Source organism: Clostridium sp. BJN0013 (genome assembly GCF_040939125.1).
GTDB lineage: Bacteria > Bacillota > Clostridia > Clostridiales > Clostridiaceae > Clostridium_B.
Map to the genome: position 1 here is coordinate 3,818,233 of NZ_CP162495.1, position 26,337 is coordinate 3,844,569.

A 26,337-nucleotide genomic window follows, 5' to 3' on the forward strand; every position below is an offset into this window, starting at 1 on the left:
ATATATACTTTACAGAATTAATTTACTGTACTTTAAATAAAAATATATTATAATCCTCATAAAAATCCTTATTATACTGACTTTTACACAAAACCAGTACCTTATATTCATCTTTATGAAAAGGAATAAAAGTATAATAATTTTTTTTACTATAACTTTGAACTAAATTCCAGTCTCCCTTTTCCATTATATAAAACTCATATACTACATCTTTACCCCCTTCACTATGAACAGTGAAAACAACTGGTTCGTTGCAGAAGAAATTTGCATTATCACAGGTTATTCTCGTATTGGTCACAGGTAGTGCTTCATTGATTCCAATAGTTACCTCCCTCTTACAATCAAATTTTTTATTGCTTTTAATATTTCTTGCTAAAATTTCCACCTTATAAGTACCGCTATATTTAGGTATAAAAGCATAGGATTTTCCTGTAACAAAATCTGTCTCTTCCACTTTGCGGTTATTTATACTCAATATATATTTCATAATAACATTTTTAGTATCTTGAGTTATACAATTTATAACAATCCTTTCACCTACTAAATGATACTCTCTCACAGGATAAAGTATATAGTCAATAACTGCTGGTATATAGTCAAATACATCTATTTTCATTATAGAATGACAATCATATTCTCTATCAGAATATTTGTCCTTCACCCTGACTTCCAATTCATAATTTCCATTCTCTTCCGGAATAAATCTCATAAAGCTATTTTTATTATATTCTATCGTTTTTATTTCAGTTCCATTCCTCTTTATAATAAAAGAATACCTTAATTCTACTCCTCCTGAAGCATTTACCTTAACATTAATATTTTGATTTTTCAATATACCTTTATTTTTATCTAACATAACCCTCTCAATTTTAACGGGCTCCCCACTCTTTTCATCTATAACATAATCTAAATGTTCTATAGCTTCGTAATCTCCTGAAAAAGATTTATCTTTAACCATCAAAGTTATGGTATAATTTCCTGCCATTTTACTTTCCCATACATAACTAGTACAAATAGTATATCCTGAATCTTCTCTACTATAACTTCCCTGAATTATATATCTATACAAAAGTTCCCTTCCCCCTATGGTATCTGCCATTAAAGTAACCTTTGTTCCACATAACTGGGGATAGTTAATGTCTGTGGTAAAATTTTTTATATAGATTTTGCTATATTTTTTTACACTAAAATTTAATACTGCTCTATCATCGAATTTATTAATAGAATACATATCCTTAGCCATACATAAAATCTTATAATCTCCACTTTTAGTTTCAACATAACTTACTATTCTCTGGGTGGAATAATTCTGTATACATTCCACTTCCCTGTTAGAATTAACTTTAAAAAATTTATAGAGAATAGTTCTATCTTCATCATGCTCAGAAGTTACTTGAAAAACCAATTCGGAATTTTCTAAAATTTCGGAAGTTAAGCATTTAAAATCTGTTATTTTTACTTCTTTCAACGGTATCACCTGAAACTTTACACTTTTAAAATCATCAAAATCGTTTTTTGAATCAATATTTTTACACTCTACTAATATTTCACCTTTTCCTTCAGTTTTAACTACCCAGGAAAGCATATTATCCACTGAGTAGTCTTTTATCATTTCCCATTCATCCTCTATTCTTATCAAATATCTAAACATAAGTGGAAATTTAACAGTATCTACGGTTACAATTAACTTATCACCTAATACCAATTTGTCTTTATCTATACAAACATTACTTATCAATTTTTCTTCCACTTTTCCTATTACATAATCCATCCTAGATACATAATCAAAGCTTTTACTGCTATCTGGTTTTTTAGCTTGTACCATTAACACATATTTTCCATCCTGTACTGGAGCCCATTCAATTTTTTCTTTCTCTGAAAAATCTTTTATAGTATTCCATATTCCATTATATCCTACCATATACTTATATAAAAGTTTTTCCTTTAAATTATTATTTATATTTATAATAATTTTTGTCTTTTTCTCCTGTGGACTTTTCACATCGCAGCTTATGGCCAGTTCATTCATTTACATCATCCCCCATGTAAAAATCTTATAAATACTATTTCTCTTAAAATATATTATACTATAATACCATATTTTGTAATAGTATTTTTTGTATATTTATATTATATTCTACTATACTAATAAGTAGGTGAATATGTATGAAAATAATAAATGCTTATACTAACTCTTTTAATAAGATAATTTTAGTATCAGATAAAATATTTCAATTTAAATCTTATAGGTTAAATATAAAAAATGGCACAGAAGAAATATCTATACTTAGTTATTCTATAGTTGACGATACTATAATCTTAAATCTAAGCATGGATATAAATATAAAATACTATTGTTTCATAGAATACGAAAATATTCCTTATAACGTATGGTACTATCCTCTATATTCTACAGAAGAATTCAATAGAAAATTTTTCCATAATACACCTTTAGGTGCCATATATACTGAAGAAAAGACTACCTTTAAACTCTGGTCCCCTCCGGCCACCTGTGTAAAGCTTGTAATATATAAAAAAACTTCTCCCGATAATTTTAGTATTAGACACATGATAGATATGAGGGAATATAGAGGACTTTGGTATACTTCCGTAAAAGGAGATTTACATGAAACCCACTATAATTATCAGGTAACTTTATATGATAATTCAAATATAGTAGTAGATCCTTATGCCACTGCAGTAAGTATAAATGGATTAACAGGAGTTGTATTAAACTTAAAAAGAACAGATCCTCCTATGTGGCATAATGACACTTGTACTGTTATTAAAAAATATACTGATGCAATAATATACGAAGTCAGCTTAAGGGATTTATCTTCTCATCCCAGCAGTGGAGTTTCAAACAGCAGAAAATTTTTATCCTTAACAGAAAAAAACACAAAATCCCCACAGGGTCTCAGTACCTGCTTAGATCACATACTGGAACTGGGCATTACCCATGTTCAGTTAATGCCTATATTTGATTTTAGTTACAAAAGTGTAGATGAAAGATATGCTGATAAAGATTACAATTGGGGGTATGATCCCCAGAATTATAACGCCCCTGAAGGAAGTTATGCCACAGATGCCTACCATCCTCTATGCAGAATAACAGAACTTAAAAAAATGATCTACTGCCTTCACAAAAATAATATAGGAATAAATATGGACGTAGTTTATAATCATATTTATCATGCCTGGGCAGATAACTTCCAAAATATATTCCCGGACTATTATTTTAGATTTTCACAGGAAGAGATACTTTGCAATGGAAGTGGATGTGGAAATGATCTGGCTTCTGAAAACCTAATGGTAAGAAAATTTATAGTAGACTCTGTAACATTTTGGGCTAGAGAATATCATATAGATGGATTTAGATTTGATCTTATGGGGCTTATAGATATAGATACCATGAAATTAATAGAACACGAACTTCATAAAATAAATAAATCCATAATGATCTATGGTGAAGGTTGGGATTTGAATACCTCACTTTCAAATCATAATAAATCTACTTTTGATAACGCAAAATATTTAAATAATATAGCCTTTTTTAACGATAAAATAAGAGATTGTTTAAAAGGTAATGTATTTGATTTGAAAGACAGAGGTTTTATAATGGGAAATATGGATCAAAAACAAATATTGGAAGAATGTATAATGTCACAATATATTTCCCCTGAGCAATCTATAAATTACGCCAGCTGCCATGATAACCACACTTTATGGGATAGAATAAATTTGAGCTGTACTGATGAAACCATAGAAGAAAAAAAGAAAATGGTAAAATTGTGTTCAACTATAATTTTAACTTGTCCTGGCATCCCATTTATATATTCAGGAGAAGAATTTTGCAGAAGCAAACAAGGGGAATTCAACAGCTTCAACAGTCCAGATTATATAAATTCCATTGATTGGAATAAAAAAGCTGAATTTATAGATGTGTTTAATCACTATAAAAAGTTAATTCATATGAGAAAATCTCATAAGCTATTTAAATTATACTCCATAGAAATTTTATTAAATAACTTAACCTTTATAAAAAATACTTCTAAAGATATTCTTGCCTTCATATTAAAAGACAGTACAGGAAAAGATCCCTGGAAACAAGCTCTCATAGCGGTTAATGCAGGAAAAAAAGATATGTATATAAATATTCCTGATATAAAATGGAAATTAATTTTAGACAGTAATCACAGTAAAAATGAAAATATACTTTTGAAAGATAAACTTCTAGTAAAAGGACTGTCTTCTTATATATTATACTATGGAAAGAATTAGTAAAATGCTACCAATCCTCCCCCTTATAAATTTTGCCATTTGAGATCAATTGAAGCAAATTTTTTCTAAGTCTTTTGTCATCTTCTTTTGTCCTTTTTTTAGGATTTGAAGTTTTTCCACCTGTCCTTCTAACTTTTGAAGATATATACCTTTCAAATAAAAGCTTATCCATGTTACCATCATGATATATATATCCTTTAGGATTTATTGCATAGGCTTTTTTACCTAATGCCATGGCTGCAACCCCATAATCTTGACTTACCACTATATCTCCACTTTTAACTTTATTTATAATCATCATATCTACACTTTGAAAACCACTATCAACAGTAACTACAGTACTATAATTACTTTTTAAAATATGATTTGTATCACAGTATATCACTACTTCTATACCCTTTTCTCTTGCTGTATTTTCTATTATATATTTTCCAGGACAAGCATCCCCATCTACTATTATTATCATTACAATTTATAGTATAAAATTTTATAGTAACTATTAAAATTTTACCTATTTCTCCTTCCAATACTTAATCAATCTTTTCCCTTGTAAGCTTTTGTAAATATTATATTTAAATTATACACCACTATAATAAAATTATCATCTGTTAGTTTTTAGTGAAACTGATAATCATACTAACTTTATTTTAAATAAAACTCTACAATAGACATGCTATCATAGAGTTTTACTATATTATCTAAAAAATTATAACTATATTCAATAGATTTATATCCTGATATTTATATTTTTTGTTTCAATTTTAAACTTATATTATTATATTCAGGTTTTTTAAGTAATGCAAACATATTATTTTTATAGGCTTCGACTCCAGGTTGATCAAAAGGATTTATTCCCATTAAATATCCACTCATTGCACAAGCTTTTTCAAAAAAATATACTATATATCCAAAGTAATAAGGTGTTAACTCAGGTACATTTAAAATCATTACAGGAACTTCCCCATCACTATGGGCTAACACTGTTCCTCTTAAAATCTGCTGATTCACAAAGCTCATTGACTTGCCTGCAATAAAATTTAATCCATCTAAATTATCCTTACTCTCTTCTATAGTTATATCTTTTGCGGGTTTTTCTACACTTATAAAAGTTTCAAATAATATTCTAAGTCCCTGTTGTATATACTGTCCCATAGAGTGTAGATCCGTTGAAAAATCTCCGCAGGCAGGAAATATGCCTTTGTTTTCTTTTCCTTCACTTTCTCCAAAAAGTTGTTTCCACCATTCTCCAAAATAGTGGAGACAGGGCTCAAAATTCACCATCATTTCAGTAGTCTTACCTCTTTTAAACAATATATTTCTAACTGATGCATATCTATAGGCGGCATTTTTGTTTAAATCTTCACTGCCATAGACCTCTCTGGCATCAGCTGCACCTGTCATAACATCTTCTATATTAATTCCTGCCACTGCCATTGGAAGTAATCCTACTGCAGTCAATACGGAATATCTTCCTCCTACATTATCTGGAATAATAAAGGTTTCATATCCTTCTATATCTGCCAGAGTTTTTAAAGCTCCTCTCTTCTTATCCGTAGTAACATATATTCTATGCTGTGCCTCTTCTTTACCATATTTTTTTCTAACAAGTCTTTTAATAACCTAAATGCAACAGCAGGTTCTGTAGTGCTTCCTGATTTGGAAATAACATTTAAAGATACGTCCATACCTTCTATAGCCTGAAGCAAGTCTTTCATATAAGCCGCACTCATATTATTTCTTGCATAAAGTATTATAGGACCCTTTCTTTTATTCTCAGGCAGCATATTGCTAAATGCATTTGAAAGCATTTCAATAGCAGCTCTAGCTCCTAAATAGGACCCTCCTATACCTATAACTATAAATACTTCTGAAGTACCTCTGATTTTTTTAGCCGCTATTTTTATTCTATTAAATTCTTCTTTGTCATAATTCACCGGTAGATTAACCCATCCCAAAAAATCTTTGCCTCTACCTGTTCCATTTTCTATCATATGGTGGGCAATAGATACAAAAGGCTGCAGACTATCCATATCATTCTTACTCACATAAGAGTAAACCTTACTTAAATCCAAACTTATACCTTTTTCCAACATGACTTTGTTTGCACCTCCAGCATTTTATTTATATTAGAATTATATTAATTCCCATTATGATCTTATACAGGGAACCTAATAATTTTTATCTCAAGTTTTACTAACACCCTAAGTTTCCTTAAAATGTGGGATAATCATTGCTGCTATCCTCAATAAGTTGATCTAAAGTTCAGATAAATCATTCCTTGTAAACAAGCTTTACCTGAACTTAGGAATCACTTGACGGCTATTTTAGTTATATTACCTATATATTCATTTTATTCTTTACATTTTCCTATCAATTTTATTCATTATATATTATTTATATTAATTTAACATTAAAAATTTCTATAATTTGAAAATACATATTACTGACAATTATATAACCTATTTGTTGTCCAAATATCAAAAATTTATGTGAAATTTATGTGATTATGACTACTTATTATATTATGAATTATATTGATATTATTTCCAATTAATTGTATAATATTTCAAGGAGGTGCCAACTATGGAAAATAATACAATTAACATAAGTGATTTTAAAAATGTTACCTACAAAATTAGGGAAGTTGCTAAAATGTTAAATACCAATACTCAGACAATCAAGACTTACTGCTCAACTTTTAAAACCATATTAAATAGAAGTAATATTTCAGGTAAAAGGGGAGATTTTTCTGGAGACGATATTAACAAGTTAAAAATGATTCAATATTTATCAAAACAAAAGCATTATAAGCCTCAACAAATTATAGAATATTTCTTGTACAATGATTCTACTTCCTTGGGGAGTAAGAAAGAATTAGAATTTATAGCAGAAACAATATATAATTTAATTAAACCTGAAATAGAAAACACTATTAAGAATTCCATCGATACTACTATACAAAAACATAGTACTAATATAAGAAATGATATCAAAATTAATAGGAAAGAGATAACTGGAAGTATGAATAAAATATTAAGTACTAATGATTCTTTAATTAATTCTATGACAGAAACTAAAAATTTAATTAAAAATATTGAAGATAATCAAAATCAATATCTTAGCAGAATGGAACGAAAAAAGCAAAAAAATAAATGGTATAATAATTTATTTAAACTATCCCCAAAAAATAAATAGTAAAAATCCCCTCCAAGAAAGTATGTTAAAACCAAAAAACAGTACAGTCTTTAAATACTATACTGTTTTTTGGTTTTTTAACTCTAATTTGCTAAAGTATAAAACTCAATTCTTTAAATTTAATTCAGGCATTTATTCTTCATATAGAACCTATATACTATTTCTTCAATTAATGAGAATAATCCTGTAGTAATTAAATAAATTCCTATAGTTATTGGTGCTTTAAATGTTATTAACAGACTTATAATACTTGTAACAACAAGATTTATTTTCTGTACCTGTACTTCTTTAACTATTTTTAAAAATGGTATATATGGTATAAAATTTGGACTTAAAGAAATGAAGGTATAAATAATTGGAATAATAAAATAATTATCCGGCATTTTCATGTTTGTTATCCAAGGAACAATAACAGTTCCAACTTGTACTGGCATTTTATTAAAAACTATAAACAATGAAGATATTACAGGTAATTGTAGTAAAGTAACAAGACATCCAAACATATTTTTAGTATTTTGCTCATAATATTTTTTTACTTCCTGTTGAAATTTCTGTTTATTATATTTATATTTTATTTTTAATTTTTCTATTTTTTGAGATAATATCTGCTGCTTATAAATATTCTTCCTTTGTTTTAAGGACATTGGCAGCAAAATAATTCTTACTAGTACAGTAAGTAAAATTATGCTTATACCATAATCTCCTGTTATACTAAAAAAATAACTTAATGCAGTATTTAGTATACTTAAAATAATGTTCATATAAATTCTCTCCTTATTCAATATTTAGATTTACTTTAAACATCATCTTATTTGAAAATATACACAATACCACCATATTCTATATTTTTCATAAACTAAATAGTCTTTAGGATACAATTTTTTCATATACTGCAGTATTTGTATCAAACTACATTTTCCATATTCATCATAAAAATAACTTACACTCTTTCTATAAATGGTGTTAACATAGAGCAGTATACTTAAAGCACACAAAAAAATTATAATAATTTGCATTATTAATAGAGTATCTATTTTCATTAAACTACCTCTTAACACAGATTCCTTCATTATTTATATATTGTATGGAATACCATCATTTTAACACAAGTACATTTTTATTTACAAATTATTATTGAAATTTTTCAACTTGACATGTAGTGTAAAACTAATATCACAACCTGAAATCAACACTGGAATAAATGATGTTAACTCATCTATAAATACTTCACTGCTCAGTTTAACAACTCACACTGGTAATAACCCCATACATGGTATTTTATCTGCAATTTGGGTTTTAGGATTTATTTCACTGATAGTTTATAGTATCATATCCTATTTAATCTTAAAACATAAAGTTTGTACTGCAATAATTATAAAAGATAATATTTTTCAGTGTGAAAATATTTCTTCTCCCTTTGTACTAGGATTTATAAGACCTAAAATTTATCTTCCCACAGCACTTAAAAAAAACAGAACAGGGTTACATTTTAAAGCATGAGCAGATCCATATAAAACGATTTGATTACCTCATAAAACCCACTGCATTTTTGGCTTTATGCCTTCACTGGTTCAATCCTCTTGTATGGATTAGTTTCATGCTTATGAGCAAGGATATGGAAATGTCCTGTGATGAAAGAGTATTAAAAGAACTTGGAACACACATAAAAAGGGACTACAGTATATCTTTATTATCTTTTTCAGTGAACAAAAATACCATAAATGGAAACCCTCTAGCCTTTGGTGAAAACAATACAAAGACAAGGATTAAAAATATACTTAATTATAAAAGACCTGTTTTTTGGGTACTGGCAGCCTCTATAATAGCTGTTATATGTATTAGCGTTGCACTTATTACTAACCCCTCAGCCTCCTCAAAATCAGAGAAAAATAACTTTACAGAAAAAATATACAAATACAGAACTCCCTATGTAGGGGATAATAGCAAGGTAGTTAATATAATAACTGCTCTTCCCGTACCAGAAACATTACACCATGCAAAGATACAGCTTTTTACGGATAAAGAACCTTATGGAATTCAAATAACTTATGAAACTACAAATGATGTTAAAGAATCCTTCCTAAGAAAAGAAAATCAACTGATTTTTGATGAAAATGCTGCCATAATATTTTCTTTGGTAGGTAATGCCGACTACATTGATTTTGTGCTAAAAACAGAAGGTCAATTTGATAGAACAATTAAGATAAACAGATCCTGGTTAAACAATACTCTGGGCAAAGATTTATGGAAAAGTTCCATTAACTTTCAAAGATTTGATACAATATATAAAGAAATTATGACTAAATTTGTAACCACTTATTCTCTTCCTATATTACTTGAAGAAGGTAAAAAAACTAATACTCAGAGCGTAAATGATGTACCTTTGGCAGCTAATTACGATAAGATAAAAAATAATAATAAAACTTATTATATATATGAAAAGAATAGAAAATATTATGTAGAGAAACCCTATGAGTTTATCCATGAAATTACAAAAGAAACCTATGAAAAGCTTCATACACTGATTGTATCTGAAAATTATTATGAAAATATAAAAAATCAACTATCATTAGATTCAAAAAAATATTTTCTACAAAATACCATTGACAACTCCTGTATTCTAGACGGGGATGGTTTAGTAAACAAGGGCAGTGAATTGGCAAACAAATTTATATCTGACACTGAGAAAGGGAAAAAATCCTCCATCAAGATTATTCACCAAATGCCAGATAGTTATTCGAAAGAGATCCTGGATATAACGGAGGTAATGTATGACGGGGAAAACTATTATGGGGTTAAATATATTCCAACAGCTTATTATTCAGGAACTCCTGGTTTTTATTATAAATTTAGATTTAAATATATTAAAACCTTTGATATATCAATATATAAATTTGTGTATTTGTTAGAAGATAACAAAGTAACCTATGATGATATATATAAAAGAGGACTATCTAGAGACCCTAAAGACTGGGTAGACTATCATTTTCTCTATGCTGTTGAAAAATGAGTCAGAATTATTTCACCCCATATTTTACATCTTATAAATATCAACCTCAATTAAGATTTTAAAAGGCTTCCTTCACTTTTAAATCTTTAATTTTACTATTAAAATAAATATAAAGTATGCATCCTATTACGCAGGTAATTATTTCCGTAACAGTCATGGACCATATAACTCCATGCAGTCCAAATAAATTATGGAGTACTATTATAACCGGAATATAAAGAATACCCTGTGTAACGGACATAATAGTAGTTGGTATGCCCTGGCCTGAAGCCTGGAAAATGCCTGTAAACAGTCCGGTAAATCCATTAAACAGCGCAGATATAAACATAGCTGTCATAATATATGTCCCAATACCAATCACTGAAGAATCATTGGAAAACAACTGGATAATTGGCATTCTAAAAATATAGACTACCCCGATAAAAACTATGGACAATATGGCAATACATAAAGCTGATTGTCTTATTCCACTTTTTAATCTTTCAAAATTCCTATTGGAGAAATTATATGCAATGAGGGGTATAATTCCAAGGTATAACCCCATTGAAAGAAATTCTGGAACCTGTACAATCCTTAAAGCTATACCAAAACCAGCTACTACATTATATCTCCATATACAATTGAAAAATTATTTAAAAGAAGGGTTGTGATAATAAGAAATACAGTCATCAATAATTCAGAAACCCCAATTTTATATATTTCCATTTTATCTTGAAAAGAGATTTTGAAACAATGGATAAATCCTTTTAAATGTTCACTTTTTATCTCCAAATAATAAATATAATAAATGGATGACCCTAAATTGGCCAAAATCATTGCAAGTGCCGCACCTACAACATTCATATTCAATAATAGTATAAATAAGGGATCAAAAATAAAATTTAGTATTGTACTTATAAACATGCCATACATGGATTCCTTCGAAGCCCCTTCAGCTCGTACTATTTGCTGCAAAGCAAAATTTAATACAGTAGTAAATCCACCAAAAAACATAGTTAAAGAGTAACTTTTTGTGTAAAAGACAGTAGAAGCATCTGCCCCTAAAATTTTAACAAGAGGGTCAATTATAAACAAGGCAATAATGGCAATTAAAATTGATGCTATTATACTGCTGTAGAAAGTATATCCAGCTATATGTTTTGCTTTTTCTATTTCCTTTTTTGCTACGAGTCTGGTGACAAATGTTCCCCCTCCTACTCCAAACATATTTCCAAAAGCCATTAATATAGTAAAAATCGGCAGTGCCAAAGTAACAGCTGTAAGCATTTCCGTATTATGCATTAATCCTATAAAAAAAGCATTGATTACATTATATATTGTACCCACAGACATTCCAATCATCATAGGAATTGATAAATGTGCAATTGACTTTAAAATCGGAGCACTTTCCAGGTAATACTGATTCGTTAAATTATTTTCCATTCCTTACACCCCTTTATCCAAGATATTATTAGACTTGATATTATTATATATCTAATAATTAAAATTCTAATTATATAGGTATAAACTACTGTAGATTTTATAGAAATTATAAATTTTTGTTTACCTTTATCAGTAAAGATAAAAAACATTCTTTTTCATCATCGGTCAAATTTTCAGTAATACTTTTTTCAACTTGAAAGAATATCCTGTTAAATTCTTCTATTAACTCTGCACCTTTTTCAAGTACATAGATATTTTTCTGCCTTTCATCATCCTTAGGAATACTCCTTTCAATATATCCTTTTCTCTCCAATCCCTGAAGCATACTGGTAATACTCGCTCCTCTGCGCTGGAAAACATCTGCCAGGTCCTTTTGAATTATCCCCTCATCCTGATGTTCATATATATAACTTATCATACGCCCCTGCTGGGAGTTTAACCCCAACTTATTTATATTTTCATCAGATTTGAATTTTATTTTTAAAGCAATATTTCTTATCAAATCCGAATAAGGACTTTCAAATGAAAATTTAGGCTTATTCATATTCATACCTCCTACAGCTTACCTAATTAGAACTCTAACTATATTAAATTATATTAGTTAGAGTTCTAATTGTCAATAATTATCTTTATAGTTTACAGATTAAATGCATCTTGATATTTCGTCCTATGGTCATTCTTTTACCATAGGATTTTATCATAGTATTTTTTTAAGTGGGGAATTTTCGTTCCGGTTTTCGGGTATTTTTATGGTAGCATTAACATAAAAACAACCTTTTTTAAGTATCTTTTATCTAAAGTACATCTAAGTTTCTTTAAATTCAAGCTTTTCTTTGAAGTTTTTTCTTCTCTAAGTAAGTTTAATGCTATATAGAAAGTAGCAAATATATAAAGAGCATTCCAACAGATTCCAAGATAAAATTGGCTAAATAGTGGAACTATAAAAACATAATAATTGTAGCTGTAGGATGGTGAATGGAATGAAAAAAAGAAATGATAGAATAAATTATTATGCTGAAAAATCAGATTTTGAAGAAGTTTATCAGGTATTAAAAAATAATTCTGACAAGAGGATGTATATAAGATATATAGTTATTCTTAACTATCTCCAAGGATATAAGCTTAATGAAATTGCTTATATGAACAACATATCTTCTCAAACTGTAGATATTTATGTTAAAAAGTATAAATTGTTGGGATTAAATGATCTTGATAATGGGCAAAAGTTCAGGGGCTCAATGTGAACTATATAAATTTCATTAACAGATGGCTATAAAAGTTCTTCCAAATAACCTTGCTAACTCTTTACTAGTTCTTCTAACAGAAAATATAACTGTAGATCAATATCAGGTATTCTTTCTTAACGAGTAAAATAAATATTCGATAATGTAAGAATTCCAATAAATATCTATAAAATTTCAGTACAAGCATAATAGATTTATAATATAAAAATCTACTTTATACATGTATTGAAGTGGTGTAGATTTCTACTTCGCCACTAATGACACATTCACTGTTACCTCTATTGAAATGATTTGGGATAAAATTCATGAAAATTTTTTTAGAAATAAATTATTTAAGACACTAACTGCAGTTTCCGATAAATTATGTGAAGCTGTTGTTCATCTTATACATAATAAAACTATTATTAAATCCATTACAGGTTGACATTGGATAATATCGACACTTTCAAAACTTAATTAGGGTGTGTCTGAAAACAATGCAACAATAAATTACTTAGATAAAATAAAAATAGCAGCAATATAAACAAAAGCAAGGAAAGAATCAGCAAGCTTGTCATAACGAGTTGCAATTCTTCTAAAATGTTTGATTTTGTTAAAGAAACATTCAACTAAATGACGTTCCTTGTACAGCCACCAGTCACAATTCCATGGTTCTCTTACATTTGATTTTGGTGGAATAGTATATGAGGATTTCTTTGAAGTAATATATTCTCTAATTTCATTTGTGCCATATGCCTTATCTGCCAGGATATTGCTGCCTTCTATATCAACGTTGGAAAGAACATCTACGGCCTGTGTACTGTCGTGTAGATTGCCAGATGATAATTGAAAATGGATTGGATTGCCAAGTCCATCAACAACTGCATGAATTTTTGTTGTATGTCCGCCGCGACTCAGTCCAATATGCTGTTTTGTTTCGCTGTTTACAGCCCCTTTTTAGCACCAGCACTGTGCTGGTGGGCTTTTATACATGTTGAATCAATGCTTAAATTTTCATAATCTGCATCTGAGGTTAACTCTTTAAAAATTGTTAATAAAGTACCATCGTTACGCCACTTACAAAAACGACTGTATACAGTTTTCCATGAACCGAAGCGTTCTGGTAAATCACGCCATGCTGCACCACTTCTTGCAATCCATAGTATGGCATTAAATATAAGTCGATTGTCTTTTGGAGGTCGTCCTGTTTTTGCTATTGGAATTAAGTTTTTTATTTGATCCCATTGTTCATCTGATATTTCATAACGCTTCTGTGACATATTTGCACCCTCCGAGTTTTTTATCTTATTTTACCTAAAACTCGGTTCTTTCGCAATATTTAGTTTTCAGACATACCCTAGTATAAATCAACAGACTGTAGACAAAAGCCAAATTCTAAGTATGAGGATTTAGCTTTTGGAATATAGTGCAAACTAATAAATATTTGGAAAGATATTTAATTAAAAAACAAGAAAACATGACTATGACACCTTCTCTTTCATAGTCTATTTGCTAATTTTTTTAAATTCATGCATGCAAAAATAAGCACGACTTCCATTTTTATTGTAGCCATATCTTCAATTACTGTCACACCAGACCAAGAAAGGTTACCTTTACACTATAAATAACTACATTAAAAATTGATTTTTTTTCTCCGCATTCCTATATTTAAAACTAGTGCAATACTGACAAATGCTGTTAGAATTGAACTACCCCCATAACTCATAAAAGGAAGAGTAATTCCCGTTACAGGTAATAATCCTATTGTCATTCCTATATTTTGAAATATAGAAAATAACATAGTTGAGGCAACTCCTATACATACTATAGCTCCAAATATGTCTTTGGCTTTTATAGATATATTCATTATTCTATAGAGTATAATTGCATAAAACAAAATTAAAACTACTGTACCTAAAAAGCCCCATTCTTCGCCAACTACAGAAAATATAAAATCTGTAGAAGCAAACGGAACATATCCTCCTAAAATTTGTGTACCCCTCAAGAATCCCTTACCTAATATTCCTCCAGAGCCTATTGCTATCTGTGATTGTATAAGTTGAAGCGAATAAGACATCTCATATTTTTCAGGACTAAATAATGATATAATCCTCATTTTCATATATGGATCTATAATAGAAAATTTCCATGTTATAAATACTGATACAGACACAATCAGTAAACCTGTGCTCATGGCTTTTATGTTTAACCCTGAGGAAAAATATATTCCAACAACTGTAAAAAAGCAAATCATTGTCATCCCCATATCAGGCTGTTTTACTATAAGTACTATTGGAATAGCTGCATAAAGAGTTAGTATACAAAAATTTTTAAAATTATTTATATTTCCTCCCATTTTTTGTAATTTTTGAGCAAGTATTAAAATTATACCTATTTTAGCAATTTCCGATGGTTGGAAGGTTATTCCCGCTATTTTTATCCATGATGCGGCTCCATTAACTGTAACTTTGATACCAGGAATACGATTTAAAACTAACAAAAACACTCCAAACCAATATATTATATTTGTATAATTATGTATTGTTCTATAATCTATAACAAGTATGATATATGCAAGTATAATACCAACAATTATCCATATAATCTGACTTTTAAAAGTAGAAAATTCATTATATATTCGTGTGGCACTATATATATTTAAACTTCCAAATACAGCAATTAAAATTACTGTTATTATTATTGTAAAATCCAATTCCCTTAAAAATCTTCTATTAATAGCCAATTTTTTCATCATATTATTACCTACTTTCTATACAAATATATACAATATACACTATATATAGAATAATAACTACTATACAATTATATAGTAAATGATTTGTTTAGGCTGTAAGATATGAATTATTTACGTCAATCCAAATAGGGCTTTAGGTTCTTATAAATATGTATTTTGGCATGAAATAACTATTTAAATAATCTAAATTTTCCTTTAATCCTACACCCGTATAAAAATTATCTTTTGTTTTAATGAATGCTATGTTTTACCATCTTTCGTTTAAGAGAAAAATTACCTCTTTAAATTGAACTTTTTCTTTATTGCTATCACAGTAATCTCTACATTTGAAAACTACATGACCATTCTCAAAAGCTATAATTCCATTATTGAAAATTGCTACTCTATGCCCTTTTCCCAATAAATTAGATAATCCAAACTCGTTGTTTCTGGCTTTTTTGTAAATTAACTTGTTATTTCATTTTCTATTGGTGTTAAGTAGTCATTAGAAGCATGAATTCTTTGCCTATTATAAAAAAAATATATGTACTCAAATACAGATGCACGAGCTTCTTGGCGGGTTTTAAAATGTTTATCATAAAGCCATTCACATTTCATTTTACCCCAGAATGATTCCATAGGAGCATTGTCCCAGCAATTACCTTTTCGAGACATACTGCATACAAAACCGTACTCTTTTATTAAATTTTGGTAGTCATTAGAACAATAATCGACTAAAGAAAAGGGATTACTCCCTCTCCCTCGTCTAAGAACCGTACATGAGAGTTTCCCTCTCATACGGCTCAAGCATTTCTTCACCTTCCCAGGCGGCAACAAGTGATTTTAACTGCACCTTTTACTGTTGCCTTATCAATTCTGGATTGTAGCCTATTAACATTATTTTGTACTTGTGCCCAGTCAATGGAATCCCATTGATTTGCAAGTGCTTTTATGTTTTTTAGCCTCTCGGTTTTATCCGTCGTTGAGTTACTAAAATTCATAAGTTTACCATCCTTTCATGCCAAGAAATACCGTAGGATAATTCAGCACTAGGGACTATACTTCATACATAAGGATAGTTTATAAGATTCTGTCCACATTAAAGTATAGTAATAATATTTTTATTTCTCCTTTTTTACTAGCATTTTTATTATGCATATTATCAATTCCTGCAATAGCAATTTTATTTTATTATATCATTATTGAAGTAGAGTTTTGAATGATATTTTTAAATATGCTTAATCTTTTATGTGTTATATAGTATTCATTTTTTAAATTTTAATCATCTTTTTTTAACGTTGATAACATACTTAAAATTATAAATAAAATTGACCATAAAATCATAATTATTATAGAAGAAATTGTATTAATATACACAGCTCCTGTATTTTTTATAAAATCTCTATTAATAATGCTAGGAAAATTATATAAATTCATAAAAAATCCTGATAATATTGGTGCAATATTATTAAATGAAGAAAATTCAAAAATAATAAAAACATTTAGAAAATATACGATTATTGGTATAATCATTGACGCTATATTATTTCTTAATAATGATGATATAAAAATGCAAAAACTAGCTGAAACAATAATAAATAGAATTTGAAGAATCCAATGTTGAAGCAAAAAGCTATAAAACGGAATAATAGTAGATGAATTCGGAATTAAAGATATAAACTTATGAAGTGTACTATTTAACATATTACTAGATACAAATTTAGGTCCAATGATTATTGGAAATTTTAAACTACTAAATCCAAATGCTATTCCACTTGCAAGATAAACAATTATATCAAAGATTGTTACAATTACAGTTATAGATAAAATTCCAGTAAAGAATTTACCTAATATTAGCTGTATTTTGCTTATAGGACGGGTTAATAAAAATCTTATAGTTTTTGATGAATATTCATCAGAAACACTATCTGAAATCATGAAAACTACAATAATAAAGATCAATATATTTAATATATTAGAATAATCACTAAAAAATACCAATTGAGTTTTGGAAAATCCATTCATTGGTTTAATACTATTTTTTATAAGGTACTCATTTCGTGCTATGGTTTCATTTATTTGTTCCTTTTCAATATCACTTAGATTATTTATATTCTGATTTTGTAATTGCTTTGTTATTTTTACAAGGTCTGTTTTCCAATGAGTAGAATTATTTTGTAGTTCAGAATACTGTTGCATGCTTTTTTCAATAGAATTTATTTCTGTTTTTATCTTATTTTTTTCATCAATGGATTTACTTGATGCTTCTTGAATTTTTAAACTTTTAATATATCGTTTTGATCTAGCAATACCAGCTTCGCCCCTTTGCGAATTGAAAGAAATCATTGTTAATATTACTATGATTATTAAAACTATACAACAACCTAATACTTTTTTACGGTAATACATTTTTATTAATTCATTTTTTATTATTTGAGTCATTTCTAATAACCTCCAAATATCTTTTTTCTAAGGTTTTATTTTTAGGTATAATTTTATCAAATACAAGATTATTACTTATAAGTAATTTAGTTAATTTGTAATAACAATTTTTATTAATGGTAATATCTACATAATTTTTATTAATTGTAATTTCTTTTATAAAATCAAATTTATTTATTATGTTATTATATTTTTCTGATTCAGTAGTTTCAATTTGGAAAGTTTCATAATCGTTGTCAATATTTTTAATATTTTCAATTGATTTTACCTCACCATTATTTATAAATACGATTTTATTACACAATACTTCTATTTCACTCAGTATATGTGATGATATAAGAATAGAAATATTATTTTTTTTGGCACTATTTTTTAAGAGTTCTCTAAATTCAATTATTCCATTTGCATCAAGACCATTTGTTGGTTCATCTAACACCCAAAGCTTTTTTTCACCCATTATTACTTGAGCTAGTCCTAATCTTTGTTTCATACCTAATGAATATGTTTTAAATTTGTCATACATCCTATCCTTTAGACCAGTTATCTCTAGAGCTTTAAGTATATCATCATCACTAATATTTTTATCTAATCTTGCTAACTGTCTTAAATTTTCAATTCCACTTAAATAAGTATACATTTCAGGAGTTTCAACAATAGTACCTATATTTGAAATATACTTTTTCCTTTCTTTCTTTATAGTGTTACTACAAACATATATGTTTCCGCTATCTGGAGTTAAAAGCCCAACAATCATTTTTATTATGGTTGTTTTTCCAGATCCATTAGGTCCAAGTAGTCCACAAATTTCTCCTTCTTTTACATTTAAACTTATGTTGTTAATAATTTTTTTATTATTAATATTTTTAGACACGTTTTCAATTTTTAATACTTCCATTTTTTATCTTTAGTGAGAGAGTGTATAGTAAGTACCAAACTCCCACTAAATCCGCCTTTCTTTCTTACTATTCACCTTTTAGTGTCTAATAAGTTATTTTATATTTCTAATTCTATCTAAATTTTCTCTTAACCTTTCATTTTCATCTTTAAGTTCTTCCATTTCAATTAATTTAATAATTAAGTTTTGTTTATCTTCTTTAAGTTTCTTAATCTCTTCATATAGTTGTTTTATCTTATCGTCTTTAGCCTTTATTTTATCTTTAGGTGTAGCAACTATACTATCATTAGAAACACCTTTTTTAATGGCTCTAAGACTTAATATTCGTTCCTTAAGAATGTCATTATTCTATAGAGTAGCCTTAGATACTCCTGCTTCCTCGGCTACTACTTTAAAATTAATTTTCTTAGTTTTAGAACACTTTAATTTATCTATTACTTTATTAATCTTTTCGATAGTCTCTTGGTTCTTCTTTTCCGCAAATTCCTTTAAACCTTCTGTATTTCTATTACGCTTCTTTACCATTCATTTGCACCTCCAAACTATCTACAAGTGGTTTCAAATATTTCCATTTAACATATTGTCTTTCCCAAGACCTTTGTTGACCTAATTCTTTGGTACTATGTCAAGAAAAAGCACAAATTAAAATGAGAAAATTCTAACAAGTCCTATATTTTAACTTGCAATTGATTCACTAAATTTTGCAGCCTTTTCATATGCTTTTTTAAACTCGTTTGGTGACATATAATTGCAATGGCTGTGAATTCTTATGGTATTATAAAATGTTTCAATATATTCAAATACAAGAATATATGCATGACGATAATTTTTAATTCTAAAGCGATTTATCCACTCACGTTTTATAATTGCATGGAAGGATTCAATACATGCATTATCCCATGGATGTGCTTTTTTAGAATAACTAAGTACCATTTTTGAAGCAGCTTTTTTATATTCTTTGGATACGTAATCGATTAAGAAAAAGAGATTGCTCCCTTTCCCTCATCTAAGAACCGTACGTGAGAGTTTCCCGCTCATACGGCTCAAGCATTTCTTCACCCTTTCAGGCAGCAACAAATGTATGCAGTTTTATCTTTCTTTTATCAAAATAGTCCTTGTCTAAGAAAGGTGTTTTTATGATCTGCAATTTTGGATATCTGACGATTTTAATCCGTCTCAAATTAATTAGACTGTACTCGTCCGTCTTGAAAAGCCATCTTTTCCAACCTTTTTCATGCCAGTATTTATTTAGTCTCCACCATTTGTTCTTATTTGGGTGTCTATGTTTTGCCCATTGCTGTAGTAAGTGATAAAGGGTGTTGTTAATATTTGAAAAGGCTTTACTAGCAACCACGTGTTTGTGATAATTTGTCCAACCTCTTATGACTTGATTAAGCCTTCTTATTAAGTCAGATTGGGTGCTAGCTTTCCCCTCCTTAAGGATTATTGTGGAACATCTCCTAATTATGTTTTTAATAGAACTTTTAGAAGGTTTAACTATTAATTTCCCACTGTATTTCTTAAATGTCCAGCCAAGAAAGTCAAACCCTTTGTCGATATGTGTGATTGTAGTCTTTTCTTCTGATAGTGTTAGACCTCTTGATTGGAGGAATTGACTAACAGTAGTTTTAAGTTCTTCAGCAATTTCTTTTGAGTTTGCAGTAATAACAAAATCATCAGCATACCGAATCAAGTTCACTTTAGTTTTGGCTCTGTAATGATTTTCTATTTTACCTTTTGAATTTCTATGATATTTATCTTGAATCACTTTTTCGAGTCCATCTAATGTCATATTTGCATATATACTTGAGATTGCACCGCCTTGTGGCGACCCTGTTTCCGTTGGGAACAGCTTTTCTTCATATATATATCCCGATTTTAGGAACTGCTTCATAATAATTTTATCCATTGGTATATTGTTTTGTAACCATTCATGGTTAATGTTATCAAAGCAACCTTTAATATCGCCTTCAAGTATCCATGTCGGAGAACACTTTCTAGCTAATACACAAAATATCTGCTCACAGGCATCTTTTGCACTTCGTCCACGGCGGAATCCAAAGGAAATGGAATCACCTTTTGTTTCTGCGATTGGCTCAAGCGCTAGTGCATATAATGTTTGCATTGCTCTATCATACATTGTTGGTATACCTAATGGACGTTTCTGTTTTTTACCTTTCTTTTCGATGTATACTCGTCTTAAAGGTTTTGCTTTATAGTTTTTGTCAGTAAGTGAAAGCACAGCTTTCATCTTCGAAGCAGAGGTAGACCATAGTTTTTTGTCTACTCCAGACGTATTCTTCCCTTTATTTGTTGTTACTTTTCTTACAGCATAAGCCTTAGCTGAAAAAGAGTGGGTTAATAAGTATTGTAATCTTTTGGCTTTATTATTGTCCCCTTTTTTTGTTGCCTTAGCGATTCGGGTTTGTAGTCTATTAACATCGAATTCAACTTGTTTCCAGTCAATTGTTTCCCATTGAAATTCAAGTGATTTCGTGTCTTTTAGTCTCTCGGTTTTATCCGTCGTTGAATTACTAAAATTCATAAATATATACTCCTTTCCTGCTAAGAAATACCATAGGATAAGTCTGCACTCTTTCGAATTAGGGCAAATTTTGAACCCTTATCTGTTTTCATTACAAAATCAGCATTCGCTTTTTATCCTTTTCTTCTGCCCTCTATGTCATTTCGCCCCTTACGGTTAGATACCTCTCGATGGAGGAACATATAGGGTTTACCAAGTTCCACATAATACATAATTGTAAATGCCTTAGGAGTCATCTTTAAACCGGGAGTTCTTTATCCATTCGCATTGGTTTAACAGTTGGCCTTTGCTCGACTCCTTACCATTTTGGTCAAAGCGTTTCAGCCTATTTCGCTTTCTCCAGCGTAACGATTCCTACAATGATTCACTTTACGTTCTCCATAGCATTCTTACTCTAGCAGTTGTCCCAGCTTAGGCTACTCGAACTTCCACATTGTCTCGTGAGCTTTCTAACCCAAACGTTACCATTCACGCTAGTCACGATAGAGTTACCCCGAATGGATGGGGCAGTCTTACGACAATGTATTACGCGACTTCTTGTCGCACCTGACTGCCTCTGTCACTATGTATAATAAGGGGATTAAGCAACTTCCTATTTTGTTTAGCTTTATTAATTGTGTCAATAACACAGGAAACAGCTAATGTTTCTGCAAGAGTCCAAGCTATAATTTTTCGAGAGTATAAGTCCATAATACTTGTAAGATATACAAAACCTGTGTTGGTCCAAAGATATGTGATGTCTGTACACCATACTGCATTTGGTGTAGATGGGTTAAACTTCTCATTTAGGATGTTTTCAAGTTTACTGCTGAAATCAGAATCTTTTGTAGTAACGGTATATGGCTTTACATATTGAGCTTTAATACCAAGCTCCTTCATGTATTTTCCAACGGTGCGTTCTGATATTTTTTCGCCAGTTTTTTGTATTTCTTTTGTAATTTTAGGAGCACCATAATTTTGATGTAATTTATCATAAATTTCCCTAATTTCTTCTTTTACAGCTTTCTTTCTCTTTTGCCTGCTGGATGGCAGGCGATGCAGCCATGAATTATACCCTGAACGTGAAACGCCTAATATACGAAGCATTCCGCTGATAGAAGCCCGGCGTTTCCCTTGAAGTTCTTCATGTTTATTCAAGACTTCAAGATAGATTGCTTCTGTCATTTTCCCAAAATGCCTATGGCTTTTTTTAATACATCAAGAGCATCCTTTGTGTTACGAAGTTCACGCTTTAATCGTACAATCTCTTTTTGTTCATCGCTGGAATAATTACCAGAACCACGAACTTCGATACCATTTTCACTTTTAGAATCCCTAATCCATTTTGATAAAGTACTGGCACCTATATCAAGGTTTAGGGCACAACCTCTTATTCCAAGTTCTTTATGATCCATATAGTATCTTACGGAATCTTCTTTAAACTGTTTGTCATGTTGTTTTCTCATGATAAGTTCCCCCATTTCTTATATTCATTTTAACCTCTATCGGGAACTTTCTCAATTTATCTTGTACTATTTTTATTCTAGCATCAGTTTTTTAACTATCCTCATCTTATTATCCAATACAACAACAATATTTTTTCCTTTGTGCTTTACTATACTCAATTCCACTTCTATTTTTCTCCATACTTACTTTACATATCTAATAAGTTTATATTACTATCATAATACAATTTAACATAACCATCAATAATAACATATTCCTTATCAATATCTATAACAAATATAGTACTCATTCATTTTTATATTCTTTCTATCTATACTCTCTAATAGCACTATATCACTAATATTTTTTATAATTATATTAGTATTTACTATCTATACTATAATCACTAAAGATAACATTATTTTAACACCACATTTCTATTTATATATTTATTCCAATGTTCTCCATATAATTTTTTATACTCATCACAATATTGAATTAATTCATAATGACTTCCATTGCCAACTAACTTGCCATTACTCATAACAAATATATTATGAACTTGTAATAATGTTGTAAGCCTATGTGCAATTACAATTATAGTTTTATTTTTTGACAATAAATTTAATGTATTTAATATATATTCTTCCGATTCACCATCTAAGCCTGATGTTATTTCATCAAATAAAAAGATTTTTCTATTACTTATTATAGCTCTTGCAATTGCTAATTTTTGTTTTTGACCACCAGATAAACTCATTGCACCGTCACCAATACGGGTTAAATACTTTTGTGGTAAACTTTCTATATAATTATCAATATGTGCTGTTTCACATGCTTTTTTGACATCTTCAATTTTTACATTATGATTTAATATTGCTAAGTTTTCAAATATACTTCCACTAAAAATAAATGGATCCTGTTGAATATATACTATATTATTTCTTAATGAGTTTAATGATATATCGTTAATGTTGTACCCATCAATTATAATGTTACCATTGTTTACTTCATATAATCTGCAAATTAAGTTTAAAAGTGTACTTTTTCCACATCCATTTAATCCAACAATTCCATATAAAGAATTTGGCTTTATTTTTAAAGAAAAATTATTTAATAAATAATTATTACTATCATCATATTTGAAATTTATATTGTTTATAATAATGCTTCCTCTTTTAAATAATATATTATCCATTTTTTCAACAGGTTGTTCATAGCTTAGAGAATTTATATATTCAACTCTTTCCATAGAAACTTTTAATGTTTTCATACTTATATGAAAATCTGAGAATTTATAAATTGAATTTACAAATTTACCTAAATAGCTGTTAAAAGCAACGTAAGATCCAACTGTTAGTTTATTACCAATTATAAGGATAGATGCATAAAAAAGTATCATCCATTGAGAAATTGATGCAATAAACTGATTAACAAGATTATAGATTAATGTTATCATTTTAATAATAAATGTATTTTTTATTGATTCATTTAAGAATGATGAATATCTATTCATAACATTTTGTAAAATATTCAAACACTTTATTTCCTTATAAGAATTTAATACTTCGTTTAAATAAGCAAAATATGAATCAGCAATTTTTTTGCCTTTTCGTGTATTAGTATCGATACTCTTTCCCAAAAAAAACATGAATAGAAAATTAATTGGGATTATCATTATTGCTATTAATGATAATTTCAATGATATTTTTAGTATAAAGTATAAGGAAACAACTATATCTATAATATATATAATAAAATCTGACAAATCATTTATAATAAATTTACAAATAACCGATGCATCTCCTTCAATCCTAGAAACATATTCACCAATTTTTAGTTTTTGATACTCAGACATAGTTGTACTCATAATTTTATTAAACAATTTAGTTTTTATATCATATGTAATTTTATTATTTAACTTAGCAGAAAGATACGTTTCAATTGAACTTAAAATTGAATTTACAAAAAAAATTATTATCATAAATATTATTATTTTTTTTATGTACACTAGATTTTTACAAATAACATAATCTACACTTTTACCAAATAAATATAGTGGTAATAAAGTTATTACATCAGATATAATAGCTATAGTATATAAAATTAACAACTGAAACTTATATTTACTAGAATACATGTAGCTATGTTTTATTGAAATAATTAAATTGTATAAAAACATTATTAATAATTCCTTTCAAAATATTAAATTAACGTGAGTTCGATGAAAAACCTTAGTATTTCCAGCACTTGAAAGACTGTAGACTATACTATTCTTATAATTATGTAAACAATAGTTTTATATTTTTGTTTTTTATATAAATCTCATTATTAGGTAGCCACTAAAAATTCTCCAAAATTCACACACTAAAAAAATACAGTTTTGGAGATGATATTTACTATGAACAAAAAGCTTGAAGTTAATATTTAACATAGTTCTTATGCTATGTTAAAACAATTATATAAAACTGAAAAGGATGTAAGAATGAAAATTAGACTACTTGTAATTCTATACTTTTTTGAAGGCTACTCAAATATAAAAGTAACTAAACTGGTTCATCAATCTAGCTCAACGTTAGAAGATACCTCTATGGGTATAATAAATTGGGATCAGTTGGAACTGTTAACCCTAAAACTGGTGATTTATCACAACAGTTGAGTGACAAAGGAAATACCGAAAACTTCAAGTATTTTTTTTATACAGTATCTAAAGATTATTCCAATAAAAAAGTGATAATCATTGCTGACAATATAAAGCACCATCATTTTAAAAGTATAAACAAATACTTAGAAAAATTAAAGAACATTGAATTTTTCTACTTACCCCTATACTGCTCTGAACTAAATGCTGTAGAACATTTGTAAAAAAATATACGTGCTAATATTACACATAATACACTTTTTAGTGCTTTTACAGAATTAATACAGCAGGTGAATTCTTATTTTTATTGCCTGAAAGAGGATTAAAGAGTAAGTTACATAAATTGTGTGCATATATATGCTAACCTTCCCATTTGGAAGTTAGCTATTTGTTATTTTAAATTATATGGCATACTTTAAAATAATGTAATCTTATAGCATTGATATTACACAGTTCATCACATAAACTTCCGTCAAACTCACATTAAATTAACATATTAGGAGATGTTATGTATTGGGGAGCTA

Annotated in this window: 21 protein-coding genes and 5 pseudogenes; 7 read left to right on the forward strand and 19 right to left on the reverse strand. The window is 28.7% G+C overall.

Annotated elements, in window-relative coordinates:
* Positions 1–22: 22 nt before the first annotated feature.
* Positions 23–2,029 carry a triple tyrosine motif-containing protein gene (locus AB3K27_RS19730; protein ID WP_368489007.1) on the reverse strand — a complete coding sequence of 669 codons (2,007 nt, stop codon included), beginning with the start codon at positions 2,027–2,029 and terminating at the stop codon, positions 23–25.
* A 137-nt stretch (positions 2,030–2,166) separates the two neighbouring features.
* On the opposite strand from AB3K27_RS19730, the gene pulA reads away from it, so the two are divergent.
* Positions 2,167–4,281 carry a type I pullulanase gene (gene pulA, locus AB3K27_RS19735; RefSeq protein ID WP_368489008.1) on the forward strand — a complete coding sequence of 705 codons (2,115 nt, stop codon included), beginning with the start codon at positions 2,167–2,169 and terminating at the stop codon, positions 4,279–4,281.
* 7 nt (positions 4,282–4,288) lie between these two features.
* On the opposite strand, the gene AB3K27_RS19740 is transcribed toward pulA, so the two are convergent.
* Together AB3K27_RS19740 and AB3K27_RS19745 are read right to left on the reverse strand one after the other, a co-directional pair.
* A complete protein-coding gene (locus AB3K27_RS19740) occupies positions 4,289–4,747 on the reverse strand; it encodes a YaiI/YqxD family protein (protein ID WP_368489009.1) in 459 nt (152 codons plus the stop codon).
* A gap of 275 nt (positions 4,748–5,022) precedes the next feature.
* A pseudogene (locus AB3K27_RS19745) lies at positions 5,023–6,371 on the reverse strand (glucose-6-phosphate isomerase).
* Between the two features lie 493 nt (positions 6,372–6,864).
* Between AB3K27_RS19745 and AB3K27_RS19750 the strand changes: the two are divergent.
* Entirely contained in the window at positions 6,865–7,476 is a 612-nt protein-coding gene (locus tag AB3K27_RS19750) for a MerR family transcriptional regulator (RefSeq protein ID WP_368489010.1), read from the forward strand.
* 119 nt (positions 7,477–7,595) lie between these two features.
* On the opposite strand, the gene AB3K27_RS19755 is transcribed toward AB3K27_RS19750, so the two are convergent.
* Both AB3K27_RS19755 and AB3K27_RS19760 read right to left on the reverse strand, forming a co-directional pair.
* Positions 7,596–8,237, reverse strand: a complete 642-nt coding sequence (locus AB3K27_RS19755) for a YidC/Oxa1 family membrane protein insertase (RefSeq protein ID WP_368489011.1) — start codon at positions 8,235–8,237, stop codon at positions 7,596–7,598.
* A 42-nt stretch (positions 8,238–8,279) separates the two neighbouring features.
* Positions 8,280–8,516: a hypothetical protein gene (locus tag AB3K27_RS19760; protein WP_368489012.1), complete on the reverse strand. Its 237-nt coding sequence runs from the start codon at positions 8,514–8,516 to the stop codon at positions 8,280–8,282.
* A 109-nt stretch (positions 8,517–8,625) separates the two neighbouring features.
* Here AB3K27_RS19760 and AB3K27_RS19765 point away from each other — a divergent pair.
* Positions 8,626–9,613: pseudogene (locus AB3K27_RS19765) on the forward strand (M56 family metallopeptidase); the annotation flags it as partial.
* Positions 9,614–9,772: 159 nt separating this feature from the next.
* Positions 9,773–10,486 carry a DUF5301 domain-containing protein gene (locus tag AB3K27_RS19770; RefSeq protein ID WP_368491295.1) on the forward strand — a complete coding sequence of 238 codons (714 nt, stop codon included), beginning with the start codon at positions 9,773–9,775 and terminating at the stop codon, positions 10,484–10,486.
* A 58-nt stretch (positions 10,487–10,544) separates the two neighbouring features.
* Here AB3K27_RS19770 and AB3K27_RS19775 read toward each other — a convergent pair.
* Both AB3K27_RS19775 and AB3K27_RS19780 read right to left on the reverse strand, forming a co-directional pair.
* A pseudogene (locus AB3K27_RS19775) lies at positions 10,545–11,908 on the reverse strand (MATE family efflux transporter).
* 106 nt (positions 11,909–12,014) lie between these two features.
* Positions 12,015–12,452 carry a MarR family winged helix-turn-helix transcriptional regulator gene (locus AB3K27_RS19780; protein ID WP_368489013.1) on the reverse strand — a complete coding sequence of 146 codons (438 nt, stop codon included), beginning with the start codon at positions 12,450–12,452 and terminating at the stop codon, positions 12,015–12,017.
* Between the two features lie 436 nt (positions 12,453–12,888).
* On the opposite strand from AB3K27_RS19780, the gene AB3K27_RS19785 reads away from it, so the two are divergent.
* Positions 12,889–13,152 carry a helix-turn-helix domain-containing protein gene (locus AB3K27_RS19785; protein ID WP_368489014.1) on the forward strand — a complete coding sequence of 88 codons (264 nt, stop codon included), beginning with the start codon at positions 12,889–12,891 and terminating at the stop codon, positions 13,150–13,152.
* A gap of 286 nt (positions 13,153–13,438) precedes the next feature.
* On the forward strand, positions 13,439–13,576 hold the full coding sequence (locus AB3K27_RS19790; RefSeq protein ID WP_368489015.1) for a hypothetical protein: 138 nt from the start codon (positions 13,439–13,441) through the stop codon (positions 13,574–13,576).
* Between the two features lie 65 nt (positions 13,577–13,641).
* Here AB3K27_RS19790 and AB3K27_RS19795 read toward each other — a convergent pair.
* The 12 genes and pseudogenes from AB3K27_RS19795 to AB3K27_RS19850 all read right to left on the reverse strand — a co-directional run bounded on the left by AB3K27_RS19795 (position 13,642) and on the right by AB3K27_RS19850 (position 25,354).
* A pseudogene (locus AB3K27_RS19795) lies at positions 13,642–14,411 on the reverse strand (IS5 family transposase).
* A gap of 353 nt (positions 14,412–14,764) precedes the next feature.
* The gene (gene rodA, locus AB3K27_RS19800; protein ID WP_368489016.1) at positions 14,765–15,886 is read right to left on the reverse strand and encodes a rod shape-determining protein RodA; all 1,122 of its coding nucleotides are present in this window, start codon (positions 15,884–15,886) and stop codon (positions 14,765–14,767) included.
* 444 nt (positions 15,887–16,330) lie between these two features.
* Positions 16,331–16,594: pseudogene (locus AB3K27_RS19805) on the reverse strand (integrase core domain-containing protein); the annotation flags it as partial.
* Positions 16,595–16,680: 86 nt separating this feature from the next.
* The gene (locus tag AB3K27_RS19810; protein ID WP_368489017.1) at positions 16,681–16,866 is read right to left on the reverse strand and encodes a reverse transcriptase N-terminal domain-containing protein; all 186 of its coding nucleotides are present in this window, start codon (positions 16,864–16,866) and stop codon (positions 16,681–16,683) included.
* A gap of 277 nt (positions 16,867–17,143) precedes the next feature.
* A complete protein-coding gene (locus tag AB3K27_RS19815; protein ID WP_368489018.1) occupies positions 17,144–18,307 on the reverse strand; it encodes an ABC transporter permease in 1,164 nt (387 codons plus the stop codon).
* Positions 18,285–19,202, reverse strand: coding sequence for an ABC transporter ATP-binding protein (locus AB3K27_RS19820; protein ID WP_368489019.1), 918 nt, complete (start codon positions 19,200–19,202; stop codon positions 18,285–18,287). Before AB3K27_RS19820 ends, AB3K27_RS19815 begins: the two co-directional genes overlap by 23 nt.
* Positions 19,203–19,550: 348 nt before the next feature.
* Complete coding sequence (locus tag AB3K27_RS19825) at positions 19,551–19,727, reverse strand: hypothetical protein (protein ID WP_368489020.1); 177 nt, start codon at positions 19,725–19,727, stop codon at positions 19,551–19,553.
* A 150-nt stretch (positions 19,728–19,877) separates the two neighbouring features.
* The gene (locus AB3K27_RS19830) at positions 19,878–20,135 is read right to left on the reverse strand and encodes an integrase core domain-containing protein (RefSeq protein ID WP_368489021.1); all 258 of its coding nucleotides are present in this window, start codon (positions 20,133–20,135) and stop codon (positions 19,878–19,880) included.
* 130 nt (positions 20,136–20,265) lie between these two features.
* A complete protein-coding gene (ltrA, locus tag AB3K27_RS19835; protein WP_368488991.1) occupies positions 20,266–21,747 on the reverse strand; it encodes a group II intron reverse transcriptase/maturase in 1,482 nt (493 codons plus the stop codon).
* Positions 21,748–22,272: 525 nt separating this feature from the next.
* Positions 22,273–22,911 (reverse strand): IS3 family transposase, encoded by a 639-nt coding sequence (locus AB3K27_RS19840; protein WP_368489022.1) that lies wholly within the window; start codon positions 22,909–22,911, stop codon positions 22,273–22,275.
* A complete protein-coding gene (locus AB3K27_RS19845) occupies positions 22,908–23,192 on the reverse strand; it encodes a transposase (RefSeq protein ID WP_368489023.1) in 285 nt (94 codons plus the stop codon). The genes AB3K27_RS19840 and AB3K27_RS19845 overlap by 4 nt, the downstream gene beginning before the upstream one ends.
* A 398-nt stretch (positions 23,193–23,590) precedes the next feature.
* Positions 23,591–25,354, reverse strand: coding sequence for an ABC transporter ATP-binding protein (locus AB3K27_RS19850; protein WP_368489024.1), 1,764 nt, complete (start codon positions 25,352–25,354; stop codon positions 23,591–23,593).
* Between the two features lie 422 nt (positions 25,355–25,776).
* On the opposite strand from AB3K27_RS19850, the gene AB3K27_RS19855 reads away from it, so the two are divergent.
* Complete coding sequence (locus tag AB3K27_RS19855) at positions 25,777–26,037, forward strand: transposase (RefSeq protein ID WP_368489025.1); 261 nt, start codon at positions 25,777–25,779, stop codon at positions 26,035–26,037.
* Positions 26,038–26,337: the final 300 nt, after the last annotated feature.